The organism is Enterococcus lactis (genome assembly GCF_015751045.1).
GTDB lineage: Bacteria > Bacillota > Bacilli > Lactobacillales > Enterococcaceae > Enterococcus_B > Enterococcus_B lactis.
Genome location: NZ_BNJW01000026.1, coordinates 1 through 18,272, shown reverse-complemented (window position 1 = coordinate 18,272; position 18,272 = coordinate 1). Strand labels below are relative to the sequence as shown.

Here is an 18,272-nt window from a genome sequence, read left to right as displayed (position 1 = left end):
TTGAGCAAACTTGACTTATGTTTTGTAAGGATTATGCTATACTCTGGGAAGAGGTGAGTATGATGGAGCTAACACAGACAGAATTCGTTTTGTGTCCTAAATTTGAAAAAACGTTCTCTATTTTAGGAAAAAAATGGAACGGATTGATTATCGATGTACTACTCGAAAATGGTCCGCAACGCTTTGTCGAGCTTGCGGCAAAAATCCCGATGGTTAGTGATCGGGTATTGGTCGAACGCTTGAAGGAATTAGAAAAAGAAGGAATAGTCACTCGAAACATTGCCTGTAGTGAAAAAAGCCGTTCAGAATATCTCTTGACTGAAAAAGGAGCAGACTTGCAAAAAGCAATGCGTCAAATACAAGTTTGGAGCGAAAAATGGGTCACAGAGGAAGAATGCGGTTGATTTTGTAAAAAAAATCTTGTAAACTATAGTCCATACGAATAAGTAAAAGAACGATGACGAAAAAGAGTAGTTTGGCTAAACCAGTTCAGGGAGATCTGTCACAGACTGAAAACAGGTCCTGTGTTTGAAAAATGAAGTTCACTTTCCGAGTTCGTCTGATCATTATCAGACCGGCAACTGTCGTTAACGAAGTAAGAGTGCGGTGTAAGTTTATTTATCCGCAAATTAGGATGGTAACGCGAAGACCTCGTTCCTTAACAGGAATGAGGTCTTTTTGTTTTGTATTTGGAATTTAAAGGAGGAACAAGCACATGTCTTTACAAGCACAATTAGAGAGCTTGAAAGAAGAAACAATCGTCAAAATCACGGCGGCACAAGATTTAAAAGAATTAAATCAAATACGTGTTGAAACGTTAGGAAAAAAAGGACCGATCACAGAAGTATTGCGTGGGATGAAAGATCTAAGTCCAGAAGAACGTCCAAAAGTCGGAAGTTTCGCAAATGAGATCCGAGACCTTTTGACAGAAGAAATAGAGCGAAAAAAACAAGTATTAGAAGAAGAAGCGTTAAATGCAGCTTTGGCAAAAGAAACAGTAGACGTGACATTGCCTGGTAGAAAAGTAAAGCATGGTACACGTCATATCGTGACGCAAATCATGGAAGAAATTGAAGATATTTTTGTAGGTATGGGGTATCAGATCGTAGAAGGTTACGAAGTAGAGTCTGACCATTACAATTTCGAACGGATGAACCTGCCAAAAGACCATCCGGCAAGGGACATGCAAGATACTTTCTATATTTCAGACGAGATATTGATTCGGACACATACTTCACCAGTCCAAGCACGAACAATGGAAAAGCATGATTTCTCTAAGGGTGCTCTACGAATGATCTCGCCAGGAAAAGTTTTCCGCAGAGATACAGATGATGCGACCCACAGCCATCAGTTCCATCAAATTGAAGGGCTAGTTGTTGATAAAAACATCACGATGGGCGACCTTAAAGGAACATTAGAAGTCGTAATGAAAAAAATGTTTGGGGAAGAACGTGAAATCCGTTTGCGTCCAAGTTATTTCCCATTTACGGAGCCATCAGTAGAAGTAGATGTCAGTTGTTTCAAATGTGGTGGTGCCGGTTGTAACGTATGTAAATACACTGGATGGATCGAGATTTTAGGAGCTGGCATGGTGCACCCGAATGTGTTGAAGATGTCAGGAATCGATCCAGAAGAATATTCAGGCTTTGCTTTCGGCCTTGGACCAGACCGCGTAGCTATGTTGCGGTATGGAGTGAATGATATCCGTAATTTCTATCAAAATGACTTACGTTTCTTAAGTCAGTTCAAGGGGGAGTAAGAAGATGTTAGTTTCATATAAATGGCTTAATCGTTATGTGGATTTATCGAATGTAACACCAAAAGAATTAGCGGATAAAATGTCTGTAACAGGAATCGAAGTCGAGGGAATCACGGTTCCAGAAGAAGGCTTGAAAAAAATCGTTGTCGGTGAAGTCAAGGAATGTGTACCACATCCAGATTCTGATCACCTTTCTATTTGTCAAGTCGATATTGGTGAAGACGAACTGTCTCAAATCGTTTGCGGAGCGCCTAATGTGAAGGTCGGAATCAAAGTAATCGTTGCGCTTCCTAACTCACGGATTGCTGGAAATGTGAAGATCAAAAAAGGGAAAATGCGTGGTCAAGTATCAAATGGCATGATTTGCTCGTTACAAGAAATTGGCTATTCAGACAGTGTTATACCGAAAGAATACGCTGAAGGTATCTATTATATGCCACAAGAAGCTGTAAATGGCGATCCAGTTTTTTCTTATTTAGATATGGATGATTCGATCATTGAATTGTCTATCACACCAAATCGTGCAGATGCATTGTCAATGCGTGGCGTAGCTTATGAAGTTGGGGCAATCTATCGTCAGACGCCTACATTTGATGACGAGAAATTAGTAGAATCATCACAACTTGCTAGCGATAGAATCAAAGTGACAGTTGAAGATAAAGAAGTCGTTCCTGCCTATCAAATCCGCATCATTGAAGGAGTAAACATCCAACCAAGTCCTCAATGGCTGCAAAATCTTTTGATGAATGAAGGCATCCGCCCAATCAACAATGTAGTAGATGTGACGAACTATATTTTGCTTTTATTCGGACAACCACTACATGCATTTGACTACGACAAATTGAAATCAAATGAGATCCTTGTCCGTCATGCAAAAGAAAATGAGACATTAGTCACGTTAGATGGAGAATCTCGGGAATTGACAACTGACAATCTTGTCATCACTAATGGCAAAGAACCAGTTGCTTTGGCTGGTGTCATGGGTGGATTAGATTCAGAGATTACGAATGAAACAACAACAGTGGCACTGGAATCTGCTTTGTTTGATCCAATTTCGATCCGTCGTACAGCAAAACAATTTAATTTGCGTAGCGAATCTTCTGCACGCTTTGAAAAAGGGATCAACCATGCAACTGTTGGAGAAGCCAGTGAGGTTGCTGCAGCAATGATCGTTTCTCTTGCAGGTGGGGAAGTTCTACAAGGTGCGGTCAAAGGTTCAGAGATCAAAGCAGAAGACGTATCAGTGAAGATTTCACTTGAACGCATCAATCAATATTTAGGAACATCTCTTGTCGTTAAAGAAGTAAATGAGATTTTTGAAGCACTTGGATTTAGCTATGAAGAAAAGGATCATGTTTATTCCGTAGTCGTACCACCAAGACGCTGGGATATCCAAATCGAAGCAGACATTATCGAAGAAGTTGCTCGTATTTATGGATACGACCAGTTGCCATCTACACTTCCAAGTGGAGAAACGGTTGCTGGAAGCTTGTCAAAAGAACAAGAAACTACTCGTAAAATTCGTACAATCTTTGAAGGAAGTGGATTGAGCGAAGCAATCAGTTATGCATTGACAACAGAAGAAAAATCAAGACAGTTTGTTATAAAAGAAAGTAATATTACACGTTTGGACTGGCCAATGAGCGAAGAACGTTCTGTATTACGAATGAATTTGATCAGCGGACTATTAGATGATATCAGTTATAACACTGCTCGAAAAAATACAGAGATTGCTTTATATGAAATTGGTCGGGTATTCTTCCAAGAAAATGATCCGCGCACACATCTGCCGCAAGAAGTAAAACATGCAGCCATCGCTATTTCTGGTATTTGGGAAGAAAAAGATTGGCAGACGAAAACACAAAACGTAGACTTTTTCACCATCAAGGGTCTTTTAGAAAACTTATTTGAACAACTAGGTATCACTGAAGATATCCATTATCAAACAGTGACAGAAATAAAAGAAATGCATCCTGGGAGGACAGCTGCAATTTATCTTGGCGAACAATTTATCGGCTTTGTCGGTCAAGTGCATCCGACAATTGCCAAAAGTTACGATATTCCAGAAACATATGTAGCTGAGTTTGATTTATCTGCTGTAGTGGAAGCTGCCCAAAAAGGAATCGTTTTTGAAGCAGTGACAAAATTCCCAGCAGTCAGCCGGGATATCGCTTTGCTTGTAAAAGAAACTGTGACAAATCAGGAATTAACAGAAGTGATCCATTCTGCTGCCGGAAGATTTTTAACAGATATCCAATTATTTGATGTCTATCAAGGAGAAAACATCGAAAAAGGACATAAATCCATGGCTTATAGCCTGACATTCGTCAATCCTGAAGCAACATTGACAGATGAAGAAATCAATAAAGCAATGGAAAAAGTCGAAAAAGCGTTGATAGAAAACCTAGAGGCAAGTATTCGCTAAGAGGGAAAATATAGTAAGTAACGATCAAGTAGCTTTTGAAGACTATTCATTTGAAAAAGAGATGTGACACAAGTTTGTCACATCTCTTTTTTTGATTTTAAAAAAGGAATAGCACAGAGACGAGATAAAAAAACAGGCCTTTACAGCCTGTTTTTTAGAGTAAATGAATTAATGGAAGTAATTGATTCCCATTGCTGATTTTACTTCAGAAAGTGTTTGTGCAGCTACTTTAGCAGCTTCTTCACTACCTTTACGTAAGATTTCCATAACAGCTGAAGGATCTTTTTCCAATTCTTCTCGGCGTGCGCGGATCGGTGCAAATTCAGCTTCCAATACATCAATGAGGTATCGTTTGATCTTTACATCACCAAGTCCGCCGCGGCGGTAATGAGCTTTCATTTCTTCAATTGCTTCTTTATCTGTTCCGAATACATCCAAGTAGGTGAAGACCATATTCCCTTCTACTTGTCCAGGATCTTGTACATGGATGTGGTTTGGATCAGTATACATACTCATAACTTTTTTCTGTAAGACATCGGCAGGATCGGAGATATAAATACCGTTTCCTAACGATTTACTCATTTTGCCATTTCCATCGATTCCAGGTAACCTACCCATTCCTTTTGGTGGGAATACGCCTTTCGGTTCCACCAAGACTTCACCATATGTATGATTGAAGCTTTGTACGATTTCCTGTGTCTGCTCTAACATTGGTTTTTGATCCTCGCCAACAGGTACGAGATTCGCTTTGAATGCAGTGATATCAGCTGCTTGAGAAACAGGATAGATAAAGAATCCTGTAGGCACGCTTTCACCGAATTTCTTTTGTTCGATTTCTGTTTTGACAGTCGGATTGCGCCGAACGCGTCCTACGCTGACTAAGTTCAAATAATACATGGTTAACTCAGCTAATTCCGGAATTTGTGATTGGATAAATAAAGTAGATTTTGCAGGATCTAATCCCACGGCTAAATAGTCTAAAGCAACTTGCAAGACATTTGATGAAACCTTCTCAGGATTTTTAGCATTATCGGTCAGTGCTTGCATGTCAGCAATCATGACAAACAGTTGGTTGTCTTCGTCTGCTTGCATAGCCACTCGGGTTTTTAGAGAACCGACGTAATGCCCTAAATGCAGCTTCCCAGTTGGTCGATCTCCCGTTAAAATAATATTTTTCAAAAAAGACACCTCTTTACGATTTGTAAGTCTGAGCACTTAATATCTTACCGTTTTTCCTGACAAGAAACAACAGTTCCTAAGGAAAAAACAAGGAAAGAGGATAAAATAACTAATAGATTAGAAATGAAAGAAATATTTATGGGAGAATAAACGTTCTAAGAAACTTTACAAATTACTAAACTATCAGATATAATGTATTTTATTATACATCTTTAAAAGAAATCTTACTAAATAATAATGGGAGTGTAATTCTATGGCAATGATTAAATTTGATCACGTGGATAAATATTATGGCAAGTTCCACGCATTAAAAAATATCAATCTCGAATTCGAGAAAGGAGAAGTTGTCGTTGTCATTGGTCCTTCTGGTTCAGGAAAGAGCACGATGCTTCGCTGTATCAATGGATTAGAGACGATTTCTTCAGGTAAGCTACTAATTAATGATACTGACTTGCATGATAAAAAGACAAAGTTGACAGAAGTCCGAAAGAATATCGGCATGGTTTTCCAGCATTTCAATTTGTATCCTAATAAAACCGTTCTGGAAAATATTACATTAGCACCAATCAAAGTGTTAAAGCAAGACCAGGCAACTGCAGTCAAAAACGCGGAGAAATTTCTGAAAACTGTCAATATGTTAGATAAGAAAGATTCTTATCCTTCCATGTTATCCGGTGGACAACAGCAACGGGTGGCAATCGCCAGAGGTTTAGCGATGAATCCTGAGATGCTGCTGTTTGATGAACCTACTTCTGCTTTGGATCCGGAAATGATTGGTGATGTATTGGACGTCATGAAAAAATTGGCGCATGACGGCATGTCAATGATTGTCGTGACGCATGAAATGGGCTTTGCCAAAGAAGTTGCGGATCGTGTCATCTTCATGGCTGACGGAGAAGTATTGGAAGATAGCAGAAATGTGAGAGACTTTTTCGAAAATCCAAATGAAGTCCGAGCACAGCAATTTATCAGTAAAGTTATCAATCATTGATAGGAGGAAAAAGATGCGCAGGTTTAAAAAAATACGCCTGATTTTCCTTTTAGGCATTGCTTTTCTTGCACTAGCCGGATGTAAAGGAAATGGGTTGGCAAATGAAGATATTTTAGAGCGAAGCAAATCTACCAATGAAATCATCTGGGGTGTCAAATATGATACTCGATTATTTGGAATGATGGATATTGAGAGCAGAACCGTACAAGGATTTGATGTAGATATTGCAAAAGCAATCACTGAAAAGATCCTTGGTGAGAATGGAAAAGCGGAATTTGTTGAAGTCACTTCTAAAACGCGGATCCCGTTATTGAAAAACGGAAACATCGATGCGATTATTGCGACGATGACGATCACAGATGAACGAAAAAAACAAGTCGATTTTTCAGATGTCTATTTCGATGCTGGCCAAGCTTTGTTGGTAAAGAAGGGAAGCCAAATCAAAAGTGTAGATGATTTGAATGCTTCTACAACAGTTCTAGCAGTCAAAGGTTCTACGTCGGCTGCGAATATCCGACAGCATGCACCAGATGCAAACATTCTGGAATTGGAAAATTATGCAGAAGCATTTACTGCGTTACAATCTGGCCAGGGAGACGCAATGACTACGGATAATGCGATCTTGTTAGGGATTGCAGATGAAAATCCAGAGTACGAGTTAGTCGGCGGAACGTTTACTAATGAGCCTTATGGAATTGCGATCAACAAAGGACAAGAAAACTTCTTGAAAGCTGTTAACCAAGCGCTAGAGGAAATGCATGCAGATGGCACATATGATAAAATCTATCAAAAATGGTTTCCAAATGAAACTGAAGGAAAAGTAGAGTAAGGGGGAGAGGCAATGAGCGAATTGATACAGACTTATGGACCAATCTTTGTCGACGGGTTCAAGATCACATTGTTTTCGAGTGTCTTAGCACTTGTGTTTAGTTTGATTATCGGAACGTTGATGGCAATCTTCCAATTATCAAAGAATAAAGTAGTAAGTGCCTTAGCAAAGGCATATGTAGAATTTTTTAGAAACATTCCATTATTGATCATCGTGATGTTTTTTTATGTTGTCGTACCTATTTATTGGTTTAATCTAGACGGATTCCAAGCAGGGACGATTGGCTTGACTATCTATACATCCGCTTTTATTGCTGAAACAGTACGTTCAGGGATTCAAACTGTACCAAAAGGCCAAACAGAAGCAGGATTGTCTTCTGGATTTACCTATTCAGAAATTATGCGTTATATTGTTTTGCCCCAAGCATTCAAAATCGTTATTCCGCCATTAGGCAACCAATTTATTAATCTTGTGAAAAACTCGTCTATTTTAGCAATCGTAGCTGGTTTGGATTTGATGTATCAAGGAGATTTGATTGCCAGTGAAACATTCAATACCTTCGATACGTATATCATCGTTGGGTTATTTTACTTAGTTATCACGCTGCCGTTATCTTACTTAATGGTTTATCTTGAGAAAAAATGGGCGGTTCGTTCATAGAAGGAGGGGAAATACATGGATTTTAGCGGCGCTTTTTCATGGATGAATGTCCGTTTTTTATTGGAAGGATTAAAGGTTACTGTTGAAGTTTCATTGTTTTCGATCATTTTCAGTTTCTTGATTGGTGGTCTGACAGGTGTGATTCGTTTTGCGAATATCCCTTTCTTGTCCAAAATCCTTGGTATTGTGATCGATATCATACGAAATCTTCCATTATTATTGATCATTTTCTTCACTTATTTTGCTTTGCCTCAGATTGGCATCCAGATGAACATCTTCTGGTCTGCTGTTGCAGCATTGACGATCTTTGAATCAGCTATGCTGTCGGAAATTTTCCGAGCTGGACTTAATGCTGTTCCGAAAGGGCAGATGGAGGCAGGATTGTCAACGGGACTGACTTATGTAGAAACGATGCGGACGATCGTTTTGCCGCAAGCATTCAAATCGATGATCCCGGCAATTGTGAGCCAATTGATTTCACTGATCAAAGATACATCATTAGCAGTAATCATTTCTTTACCTGAACTTTCTCATCAGGCACGTATTATTTATGGACAGAATACCAATTATGTGCTTCCAATGTTCATCATCATGACACTTATGTACTTCGTGGTGTGTTACGCGCTTTCTCTGCTTTCCGGTTACTTGGAAAAGAGACGGTACAGTTATTAATAGATGATTCTTTTAGCGGTTGTGGCAAACTAAGTCACAACCGCTTTTCCTCTTTCCATTCGAAAAAAAGAGATTTTGATTGTTTTAAGCAAGTGAGAGCACTTGAAAATTCACGCTAAAAAGTACACAATAGGGAAGATAGAATTTATTGAAAAAAAGGATGATACGATTGACAGATAATCGCCCTATCGGATTTATTGATTCAGGTGTTGGCGGCTTAACTGTAGTAAAAGAAGCCCTGAAACAATTACCGAATGAAAATATTTTATTTGTAGGAGACACAGCACGCTGCCCGTATGGTCCTAGACCTGCGGAACAGGTAATCCAGTATACTTGGGAAATGACGGATTATCTGGTGGAGCAAGGAATCAAGATGCTGGTGATTGCCTGCAATACCGCAACTGCGGTTGCTTTAGAAGAAATCAAAGCTGCTCTTTCTATTCCAGTCATCGGTGTGATCCTTCCCGGTACAAGAGCAGCAGTAAAAAAAACACAAAATAAACAAGTTGGCATTATCGGTACGATTGGTACGGTAAAAAGTCAAGCTTATGAAAAAGCACTGAAAGAGAAAGTGCCAGAATTGACTGTGACAAGTCTTGCTTGTCCCAAATTTGTTTCAGTTGTCGAAAGTAATGAATACCATTCATCTGTGGCAAAAAAAATCGTGGCAGAAACATTAGCTCCGTTAACGACTAAAAAAATCGATACATTGATTTTGGGATGCACCCATTATCCATTATTACGCCCTATCATTCAAAATGTAGTGGGTGAAAATGTTCAACTGATCGATTCTGGAGCAGAAACAGTAGGTGAAGTATCTATGCTACTCGATTATTTCAATTTGAGCAATTCACCGCAAAATGGACGGACATTATGTCAGTTTTATACAACAGGATCTGCTAAACTTTTCCAAGAAATAGCCGAAGACTGGCTTGGAATCGGACACCTAAATGTAGACCATATTGAATTGGGAGGAAAATAAGGATGCGTCATGACGGGAGAAAAGCCCAAGAGCTTCGTAAACTGGAGCTTCAAACAAATGTTTTCAAATATCCAGAGGGATCGGTTGTGATCCGTTTTGGTGATACAACAGTTATTTGTTCTGCAACAGTAGAGGATTCTGTACCTCCCTTTTTGAGAGAAACAGGAACAGGGTGGGTAACAGCTGAATACAGTATGCTACCTCGAGCAACGAGTACGAGAAACCGTAGAGAAAGCAGCAAAGGAAAACTTTCTGGTAGAACAATGGAAATCCAGCGTCTTATTGGTCGCTCCTTGCGTGCAGTAATAGACTTGGAAAAGCTGGGAGAGCGTAGTATCATCATAGACTGCGATGTGATCCAAGCGGATGGCGGAACTAGAACAGCTAGCATCACTGGGGCATTCGTCGCGTTGAGACTAGCAATTGAAAAGCTTTTAAGAGAAAAGGAATTGTCAGAAGATCCAATCAAAGAGCATCTTGCTGCAGTTAGCGTAGGGATCTTGCCGGATGGGACTTGCGTGACAGATTTGGACTATCAAGAAGATTCCGCAGCACTTGTAGATATGAATCTCGTGATGACAGAATCAGGAAAATTCGTGGAGATTCAAGGAACTGGAGAAGAAGCAACGTTTGATGGAGAACAGTTGAATGAAATGCTCTTTTTTGGAAAAAACGCGATTGAAGATTTGATCAAAGAGCAAAAACATGCTTTGCTAACAGAATTTGCTCAAGATAATGAGCGGATAGAAGAAACAAAAACAATCATCATTGCGACAAGAAATCCAGGAAAAGCAGAAGAGTTTCGAAATATGTTCAAAGAAGCGGGATATCATGTAAAAACATTACTTGACTATCCTGAATTGCCAGATGTGGAAGAAACTGGCAGCACATTTGAAGAAAATGCCCGATTAAAAGCAGAAACGATTGCACAATTGCTTGATCAACCAGTCTTAGCAGATGATTCAGGTTTGAAAGTGGATGCGTTAGGCGGTATGCCAGGAATCTATTCTGCACGTTTTGCAGGGGAACAAAAAAGTGATGCGGGGAATAACGCCAAATTATTATATGAATTGACAGATGTGCCGGATGAAAAAAGAACAGCACAATTCCATTGTACATTAGTATTCGCGGCACCCAAAAAAGACAGCCTCGTAGTAGAAGCGGAATGGCCCGGTCGAGTAGCCCGTATACCATCTGGCGAAAATGGCTTTGGGTATGATCCTTTATTTATCCCAGAAGGTAAGAAACAAACAGCAGCAGAATTATCGAGCGAAGAAAAAAACAAGATCAGTCATCGGGCTCAAGCAATGAAAAAATTGAGTGCCGAGTGGAAACAATGGCTGGAAGGAGAGAGATAGATGCGGTATTTAGTAGTAAGTGATAATCATGGAGACAGAGATATCCTCGTTGACTTAGTAGATCGTTATCGTTCTGAAGTGGACATCTTTTTCCATTGTGGTGATTCGGAATTAGAAGCTTCTGACCCATTATGGGATACATTCCAAGTGGTTCAAGGTAATTGTGATTATGGACCAGGATTCGAACAGAAAAAAGTGATCCAAACTGGTCAGGATACAGTATTCATGACTCATGGCCATTTATCGAATGTTCGATTTGGTTTGACACAGTTAGCAATCGAAGCTCGAGCTGCAAATGCCGATATGGTGTTTTTTGGTCATACCCATCAAATAGGCTGTGAGATGGATCAGAAAATCCTGTTTTTGAATCCTGGAAGTATTTCTCAACCTAGAGGCCCGATCCAAATCCCATCATATGCTCTTATTGAAAGTTTAGATGACCAAATTTCTGTTCAATACTATAACCGTGCCCATCAGGCAGTTGAAGAATTGGCCTTTTCTTTTTCGAGAGAGCGCTGAATAAAAAAACTCTAATTTTTAATAAAAATAAGCTTTATTTTGTGAATTTTGCATCCGGTTTCGGTAAAATAGTAGTGTTGAATGAAATAGAAATGGAGGCCATCAGATGATTGGACCTATAGTAAGAGAAATGCTGCTGGAAAATCAGGAAACGTTTTTGATTCCTGCAGAAAATGTGGCAAATGTTATGTATCATCATCCATTATCCCATGGTTTACTTGTCTTATCGAAGGTCGGTTATTCCAAAATTCCTGTATTAGGAAAAGATGATCACTTTGTAGGACTAGTAAGTTTATCAGATGTGGTCAATAAAATGATTGACTTGCAAACAATCAGCATGGATCCGTTAGAAGGACTAACAGTTGCTGATGTAACAGAAACGGATGTTCCGACGATTGATGAAAATTGGGAACTAGAAGAAGTACTCCATTTGTTAGTTGATTCGCCTTTTTTACCGGTTGTCACAGAAGAACGGGTTTTCAAAGGAATCATCACAAGGAAAGAGCTGCTTAAAGCCGTAAACTTCATGGTGCATGAATTAGAACGTCGCAATATATTGTCTCCGAAAATCGAAGAATTAAAAGAACAAATCGATATTGTGAGCTAAAGAACGAGAAACTGAAAGATAATCAAAAAATAAGTAGAAACAAAAGCGTACCAGTTTTGACTTTATCTTGAAAAAGAGGCTGGGACAGAAGCGTTTAACTTCAAGAAATAAGAAGGAATTCACGAAAATTGCTTTTCAAATTTTTGTGAATTTCAGCTTATTTCCGAAGGAGTTGCTTCTGCTTCCGCTGTTTATACATGTTTAGAGCGTGGGACAAAAGTTTTTCTTTACTTTTGTCCCACGCTCTTTTTAGTGAGATCCGTTGCATCGTTTGACCAAATTATTTTCCGACAGCAATCGGACTGTTCGGAATCGTGAACCCAGAAGCTGTCAATTCTTTGACATAGGAGCTCAAAAACTCTTCTTTTAAGGCATATTGTTTTCCGTTCAATGCGTAGCAGACCGTTCGAATAGCAAAATTACTATTACCAAGATCCACTAAACCAAAGATGGAAGGTTCAGTTTGAAGCTCTTCTTGGTATTTTTCAGCTAATGTATGATTTACTCGATCAATGATCTCATAGATTTTGTCATATCCTTCTTCAGGAACGATCCGGATATCTAAAAGTACTTGCATATTTGCACGAGAGAGATTGCTGATCGTGGTGATGTTTCGATTCGGGATGAAATGGACAGTACCATCCGTTGCTTTCAGCTGAAGGGTACGGATACCAACAGATACGACGGTTCCTTCAATCGTTAAGTTTGCTAACTTGATGTAGTCTCCAACATCCATCTGTTGTTCCATGATAATAAAAAATCCGGTAATAACATCACTCATGAACCCTTGGGCACCAAGGCCGATCGCCACACCTGCAATTCCGGCACCAGCCAAAAGTGAACCGATCGGTACACCGATAGCAGATAAAATTGCATAGATAAAGAAGAAACCAAGGGTATAATGAAAAATAGTATTTAAAAGACTATGTAAAGTCTTTAAGCGGCTCTCGTTTAGAATGGCTTTTTTAGAATACTGATTAAAAGACTTATCAATCAGATATTTTCCCACACGGTGAAGAATCCAAAAAAGGACGATCAAAAAAATCAGATATAAACTTTTTTGGATAAAGGCAGCCAAAATGGCGTCCCAATCAATCCCGTCCCAAAACCGCTGAAACGCATTTACTTTGCTGACAGCTTGATCTGTCAATGTCTCGCCAGAAGAGTCTGTCGTACCGGCAGTTGCTAATAATGAAAACATAAAATCCTCTTTTCTAAAATTTGATTCTTTCTGTATTGTACCAAGAAGTTTTCAAAAAAGGAAATAGCAAAAATAACTATAATGAAGGAAAAAAGCTGAAAATAAAATGACAAATAATATGGATAATGATAAAATGTGGAGAAAATAACGAAGGTGGTAAGTATATGCAAATCGATTGGAACAATTTAGGATTTTCTTATATCAAAACTCCTTGGCGTTTCATTGCCAAATGGAAAGACGGACAATGGGAAGAAGGGGAATTGACAGAAGATAATTACCTGACGATTCATGAAGGATCTCCAGCGCTTCATTATGGTCAGCAATGTTTTGAAGGTCTAAAAGCTTATCGTCGAAAAGACGGGAAGGTCAATCTCTTTCGACCTGAACAAAATAGTCGGCGGATGAATCAAAGTGCTAGACGCTTGCTGATGCCGATGGTCCCTGAAAAAATGTTCGTTGATGCTGTTAAGCAAGTGGTAAAAGCAAATGAAGCTTTCGTGCCTCCGTATGGAACAGGCGCTACATTATACTTGCGTCCTTTACTGATTGGGGTCGGTGAAAACATCGGTGTCCATCCTGCTCCAGAATACTTATTTGTCGTCTTCTGTACGCCAGTAGGAGCGTATTTCAAAGGTGGGTTAAAACCAACGAACTTTATTGTATCTGATTATGATCGTGCTGCTCCTAAGGGAACAGGCGCAGCAAAAGTCGGCGGAAATTACGCAGCAAGTTTACTTCCAGGAACAGAAGCAAAAGAACTGGATTACTCAGATTGTGTTTATCTTGATCCAGCCACACACACGAAAATCGAAGAAGTAGGGGCAGCAAATTTCTTTGGGATTACGAAAGACGGAAAATTCATCACTCCACAATCGCCATCTATCTTACCAAGTATCACGAAATACTCTTTGCTGCAATTAGCTGAAGAACGACTAGGACTTCAAGCAATAGAAGGAGATATTTTCATTGATGATCTAGATCAATTTGCAGAAGCTGGTGCATGTGGTACAGCGGCTGTTATTTCTCCGATCGGTGGGATCTACCACAATAATAATCTGCATGTATTTTATAGCGAAACGGAAGTAGGACCAGTAACAAAGCGGTTGTATGATGAATTGACAGGTATTCAATTCGGGGACATAGAAGCACCAGAAGGCTGGATTGAAGTCGTGGAGTAATTTCAAAGTAATAAGTTGAAAAAACGTAAAAAAAGAAAAAATCAGGAAGAGACTTTAAAAAGTTTTTTCCTGATTTTTATATGTTTTACTTTAAAGAATGTAACAAAAGGATTATGAAAGATGGACACCTTTGTCAACGTAGATAATATCACCGATGATCCCGCTGGAAAGAGGACTGATCAAGAAAGCACAAGCATTACCGACTTCTTCGATCGTTACACCTTGCTGATCAGGCGTACGAGATTCAGATAACTGGATCAGTTTTTGATAGTCCTTAACCCCTGTAACAGCTAATGTTTTGATTGCTCCAGCTGAAATACCATTGACTCGGATGCCTTTAGGTGAGAACTCAGCTGCCAAATAACGGATAGCTGCTTCAAGAGAAGCTTTCGCGATACCCATCATGTTATAATTCGGGATTGCGCGCTCTGAACCTAGATAAGTCATGCTAACGATTCCGCTATTTGGTGCAAGAAACGGTTGCGCGTATTTTGATACAGCAATCAAAGAGTAGCTACTGATATCTTGAGCTAATTGATAGCCGTCTCTGGAAATATCAGACACATTTCCGGACAATTCTTCTTTGTTGGCGTAAGCAACTGCATGGACAAGGCCGTGGATCTCTCCAGCATATTCACCGATGGCATTCATTGCTTTTTCGATGCTTTCGTCGCTAGAAACATCACATTCTACCGTGAATGCTTCTTCGCCGACCAATTTGACTAATGATTTTTTCATTCGTTCATTTTGGTAAGTATAGATAATCTCTGCCCCTTGTTTCAACATTGCTTCAGCGCACCCCCAAGCAATGCTTTTTTTGTTAGCGACGCCCATGATGACGATTTTTTTTCCTTCTAGAAATGACATAATGACTCTCCTTTGTTTCTAATAAAAATTTGATAGTCGTAAAAAATAGAAAATAATAGCTAAAATAACTTCTTGATTTCTTAATTATTAGTCAAAATGTTTTGATTGTCAAACTATTTTTTCTTAAATTAAAAAAAGATTGCTAAATATTTAGGAATATGATACTTTGATAGTCAAAGTAATGAAAATGGCAATTGCCTGAAAGAAGGAGTTTAATTATGTCTTATGTATTATCTGCTACTGAAGTAATGGACTTGATCCCTAATCGTTATCCTATTTGTTATATTGATTATGTAGATACATTAGAACCAGGAAAAAAGATCGTTGCGACAAAAAATGTAACGATCAATGAAGATTTTTTCCAAGGTCACTTTCCTGACAATCCAGTGATGCCGGGTGCGTTGATCCTAGAAACACTGGCACAAGCAGGTTCGATCCTTATCCTAAAATCAGAAGAGTTCCTAGGAAAACGAGCTTATATCGGTGGAATCAATAAGGCCAAATTCCGTCAAAAAGTTGTTCCAGGAGATGTACTGAAATGTCATTTTGAAATCACCAAAATGAAGGGGTCAGTCGGTACAGCGTTATCTGCAGCATATGTAGATGATAAAAAAGTCTGTGAGTGTGAGTTCACGTTCATCGTCAACCAAAATGCTTGATCATAAAAAAGTTGTTATAGAAAAATAGAAGGATGTTTACTTGCTTTCTTATGTAAAAAGAAGACGTCTGAATCTAGCACATTTTGTCATATTTGCTAGATTCAGACGTCATTTTATGTTCTGTTTATTTTGCTTCTTGCAGTATATTGATTTTATCAATTTTTACTTCTTCTTTTGGTTTGTCTGAACTATCTGTTTCGACATTTGCAATAGCATCCACGACATCCATTCCTTCAATCACTTGACCGAAGACAGTGTACTGACCATCCAGGGAAGGATAACCGCCGTTTTTATAAGCATCGATAATCGCTTGAGGGTAATCAACTTTTAAAAGACCATCATGCATATCATCTGAATTTTGAACGATAAAGAACTGGCTGCCGTTACTGTTAGGATCTTGTGAGCGAGCCATAGATAACGCACCTCTTATGTTGTAAAGGTGGTTGTTGATCTCTGTCTCAAATCCTTCTCCCCAAATGCTTTCGCCTCCAGTGCCATCGCCTTTAGGATCACCGCCTTGGATCATGAAATCTTTGATGACGCGGTGAAAAGTCAGGCCATTATAGTAACCATCTTTTGCGTGTGTCATAAAGTTTTCAACTGCTTTAGGTGCATATTCAGGGAATAATTTGATTTTGATTGTGCCTTTATTTGTCACCATTTCGACCAAATCCTCATTTTCAGCTACATCTTTCGTCAATTGTGGCAATTCCAATGCATTCAAATCGACACTACTGGCAGTTGTACTTTCCGCAGTGGATGTACTCTTTGAACTTTCAGCCGATGAACTAGGAGAAGTCGTACTGTTTGCGGAACAACCAGCAGCAAACAATAATGCTGCAGCTATACTAATACTTAAAATAACTTTATTTTTCTTCATAACTATTCCTTTCCAATTTACTGTTTTGTTATCTTTAATGATAACAAAATAGAGGAGAAATACCTACTTAAATTATTGGAATTTATCATTTATTTTAAAAGAAAAAGAAAAGGTGTAGACCATTTATTTTGTCTTTGCTATAATGTAAGTGGATACAAAAACGAAAAGATGCAGGAGGAAATGGTAATATGGGAAAATTAGGAATCTCGATTTATCCAGAACGATCAACATTTGAAAAGGACAAAGCGTACTTGGATTTAGCTCATAAGTATGGGTATAAACGGGTTTTTACCAGTTTACTGCAGATCAACGACGACAAAGAAAAAGTTCTTTCAGAATTTAAAGAAGTAGTTGATTATGCGAATAGCCTAGGCATGGAAGTAATGGTAGATATCAATCCAGCGTTATTTGAACAGTTGGAGATTTCTTACGATGACTTATCCTTTTTCCATAAGATGGGTGCCTATGGAGTTCGCTTGGATATCGGGTTCACCGGAGCAGAAGAAGCAAAAATGACGCGTAATCCTTTCGGTATCAAAATCGAGATCAATATGAGTTCGGGCACGAATTATGTTGACAACATCATGAGTTATTCGCCAAACACGGATAATTTATTAGGTTCTCATAATTTTTATCCTCATCGATATTCTGGTTTAGGCTACGACCATTTTGTTTTTTGTTCAGAAAAATTTAGAAAATATAATTTGAATACGATGGCGTTCGTCAATTCGCAATCCGCTGAGTTTGGCCCTTGGCCTACACAAGATGGCTTGTGCACACTAGAAGACCACCGAGACCTTGAGATTGCTACACAAGTGAAGCATTTGATCCTTACAGGGCTGATTGATGATATTTCTATTGGAAATGCGTATGCAAGCGAAGAAGAATTGAAAGAAATGGCAGCAGCATTTAATGCAGATTATCCAACATTGAAAGTAGATACGGAAGAAGGGATTACAGAAAACGAACGAATCTGCTTGTTTGACAATCTCCACAGTTATCGAGGAGATCGCTCAGAGTATATCCTTCGTTCGACGATGACTCGTGTATATTATAAAGAAAAAGATTTTCCACCTCACAATACGCGAGATATGCATCATGGTGATGTGCTGATTGATAATGAAGGGTATGGTCAATATAAGGGAGAAACACAAATTGCCTTGAAGGACATGAAAAATGACGGACGGGTCAATGTCGTAGGAAGAATTTCTGATGACGAACTGTTCCTCCTTGACTTTTTGAAACCTTGGTCAAGCTTTAAATTAATTGAAAATAAAAAATAGATAATGAGTTGCTGCAGAAATAATCCGCTAGAAATAGCCAGTTATTTCTGCTTTTTTATTTTGTTTTTTTATAGGTTATGATTTGTCAAATTAAGCTAGAATAAAATGCTTCTTGTACATAGCTCAAAAATATTTCGATTGGTGTTCTGTAATTCAATGATTTTCTTGGAATATGATTACGTTGATTGCTGACACTGGAAATAAATGTCTGATTCACTTCTCT

Annotated in this window: 18 protein-coding genes and 1 pseudogene; 14 read left to right on the top strand and 5 right to left on the bottom strand. The window is 38.8% G+C overall.

The features are described 5' to 3' along the window. Positions 1 to 62 precede the first annotated feature (62 nt). The 3 genes from KFO35_RS12070 (at position 63) to pheT (ending at position 4,184) form a co-directional block, all read left to right on the top strand. A complete protein-coding gene (locus tag KFO35_RS12070; RefSeq protein WP_002292948.1) occupies positions 63 to 404 on the top strand; it encodes a winged helix-turn-helix transcriptional regulator in 342 nt (113 codons plus the stop codon). Positions 405 to 715: 311 nt separating this feature from the next. Next, a complete protein-coding gene (pheS, locus tag KFO35_RS12065; RefSeq protein WP_002315104.1) occupies positions 716 to 1,759 on the top strand; it encodes a phenylalanine--tRNA ligase subunit alpha in 1,044 nt (347 codons plus the stop codon). Between the two features lie 4 nt (positions 1,760 to 1,763). Beyond that, the gene (gene pheT / locus KFO35_RS12060) at positions 1,764 to 4,184 is read left to right on the top strand and encodes a phenylalanine--tRNA ligase subunit beta (protein WP_024636281.1); all 2,421 of its coding nucleotides are present in this window, start codon (positions 1,764 to 1,766) and stop codon (positions 4,182 to 4,184) included. A 168-nt stretch (positions 4,185 to 4,352) separates the two neighbouring features. Here the strand turns inward: pheT and trpS are convergent, their stop codons facing one another. Continuing rightward, complete coding sequence (gene trpS, locus KFO35_RS12055; RefSeq protein WP_002288045.1) at positions 4,353 to 5,363, bottom strand: tryptophan--tRNA ligase; 1,011 nt, start codon at positions 5,361 to 5,363, stop codon at positions 4,353 to 4,355. A 253-nt stretch (positions 5,364 to 5,616) separates the two neighbouring features. Here trpS and KFO35_RS12050 point away from each other — a divergent pair, with 253 nt between their 5' ends. The 8 genes from KFO35_RS12050 (at position 5,617) to cbpB (ending at position 11,981) form a co-directional block, all read left to right on the top strand. Then, positions 5,617 to 6,354, top strand: coding sequence for an amino acid ABC transporter ATP-binding protein (locus KFO35_RS12050; protein WP_002288042.1), 738 nt, complete (start codon positions 5,617 to 5,619; stop codon positions 6,352 to 6,354). Positions 6,355 to 6,367: 13 nt separating this feature from the next. Beyond that, the gene (locus tag KFO35_RS12045) at positions 6,368 to 7,183 is read left to right on the top strand and encodes a transporter substrate-binding domain-containing protein (protein ID WP_002309411.1); all 816 of its coding nucleotides are present in this window, start codon (positions 6,368 to 6,370) and stop codon (positions 7,181 to 7,183) included. Between the two features lie 12 nt (positions 7,184 to 7,195). Further along, positions 7,196 to 7,843 (top strand): amino acid ABC transporter permease, encoded by a 648-nt coding sequence (locus KFO35_RS12040; protein WP_002288038.1) that lies wholly within the window; start codon positions 7,196 to 7,198, stop codon positions 7,841 to 7,843. A 15-nt stretch (positions 7,844 to 7,858) separates the two neighbouring features. Beyond that, positions 7,859 to 8,515, top strand: a complete 657-nt coding sequence (locus KFO35_RS12035) for an amino acid ABC transporter permease (protein WP_002292958.1) — start codon at positions 7,859 to 7,861, stop codon at positions 8,513 to 8,515. A gap of 160 nt (positions 8,516 to 8,675) precedes the next feature. Beyond that, positions 8,676 to 9,497, top strand: a complete 822-nt coding sequence (gene racE, locus KFO35_RS12030) for a glutamate racemase (RefSeq protein WP_002315102.1) — start codon at positions 8,676 to 8,678, stop codon at positions 9,495 to 9,497. A gap of 2 nt (positions 9,498 to 9,499) precedes the next feature. Further along, positions 9,500 to 10,855, top strand: coding sequence for a ribonuclease PH (gene rph, locus KFO35_RS12025; protein ID WP_002309406.1), 1,356 nt, complete (start codon positions 9,500 to 9,502; stop codon positions 10,853 to 10,855). Then, positions 10,856 to 11,374, top strand: a complete 519-nt coding sequence (locus KFO35_RS12020; RefSeq protein WP_002309405.1) for a metallophosphoesterase — start codon at positions 10,856 to 10,858, stop codon at positions 11,372 to 11,374. 106 nt (positions 11,375 to 11,480) lie between these two features. Further along, complete coding sequence (cbpB, locus tag KFO35_RS12015; protein ID WP_002309404.1) at positions 11,481 to 11,981, top strand: cyclic-di-AMP-binding protein CbpB; 501 nt, start codon at positions 11,481 to 11,483, stop codon at positions 11,979 to 11,981. A gap of 280 nt (positions 11,982 to 12,261) precedes the next feature. Here cbpB and KFO35_RS12010 read toward each other — a convergent pair whose 3' ends face one another. After that, the gene (locus KFO35_RS12010) at positions 12,262 to 13,182 is read right to left on the bottom strand and encodes a mechanosensitive ion channel family protein (protein ID WP_002315101.1); all 921 of its coding nucleotides are present in this window, start codon (positions 13,180 to 13,182) and stop codon (positions 12,262 to 12,264) included. A gap of 125 nt (positions 13,183 to 13,307) precedes the next feature. Between KFO35_RS12010 and KFO35_RS12005 the strand changes: the two genes are divergently transcribed. Next, the gene (locus KFO35_RS12005) at positions 13,308 to 14,360 is read left to right on the top strand and encodes a branched-chain amino acid aminotransferase (RefSeq protein WP_002316226.1); all 1,053 of its coding nucleotides are present in this window, start codon (positions 13,308 to 13,310) and stop codon (positions 14,358 to 14,360) included. Positions 14,361 to 14,471: 111 nt separating this feature from the next. On the opposite strand, the gene fabI is transcribed toward KFO35_RS12005, so the two are convergent. Then, on the bottom strand, positions 14,472 to 15,227 hold the full coding sequence (gene fabI, locus KFO35_RS12000; RefSeq protein ID WP_002295795.1) for an enoyl-ACP reductase FabI: 756 nt from the start codon (positions 15,225 to 15,227) through the stop codon (positions 14,472 to 14,474). Between the two features lie 218 nt (positions 15,228 to 15,445). On the opposite strand from fabI, the gene fabZ reads away from it, so the two are divergent. Then, the gene (gene fabZ, locus KFO35_RS11995; RefSeq protein WP_002309395.1) at positions 15,446 to 15,886 is read left to right on the top strand and encodes a 3-hydroxyacyl-ACP dehydratase FabZ; all 441 of its coding nucleotides are present in this window, start codon (positions 15,446 to 15,448) and stop codon (positions 15,884 to 15,886) included. Between the two features lie 124 nt (positions 15,887 to 16,010). Here fabZ and KFO35_RS11990 read toward each other — a convergent pair whose 3' ends face one another. Next, positions 16,011 to 16,766, bottom strand: coding sequence for a peptidylprolyl isomerase (locus KFO35_RS11990; protein ID WP_002315100.1), 756 nt, complete (start codon positions 16,764 to 16,766; stop codon positions 16,011 to 16,013). Positions 16,767 to 16,954: 188 nt separating this feature from the next. On the opposite strand from KFO35_RS11990, the gene KFO35_RS11985 reads away from it, so the two are divergent. Continuing rightward, the gene (locus KFO35_RS11985) at positions 16,955 to 18,049 is read left to right on the top strand and encodes a DUF871 domain-containing protein (RefSeq protein ID WP_002315099.1); all 1,095 of its coding nucleotides are present in this window, start codon (positions 16,955 to 16,957) and stop codon (positions 18,047 to 18,049) included. An 85-nt stretch (positions 18,050 to 18,134) separates the two neighbouring features. Here KFO35_RS11985 and KFO35_RS11980 read toward each other — a convergent pair. After that, a pseudogene (locus KFO35_RS11980) lies at positions 18,135 to 18,272 on the bottom strand (IS30 family transposase); the annotation flags it as partial.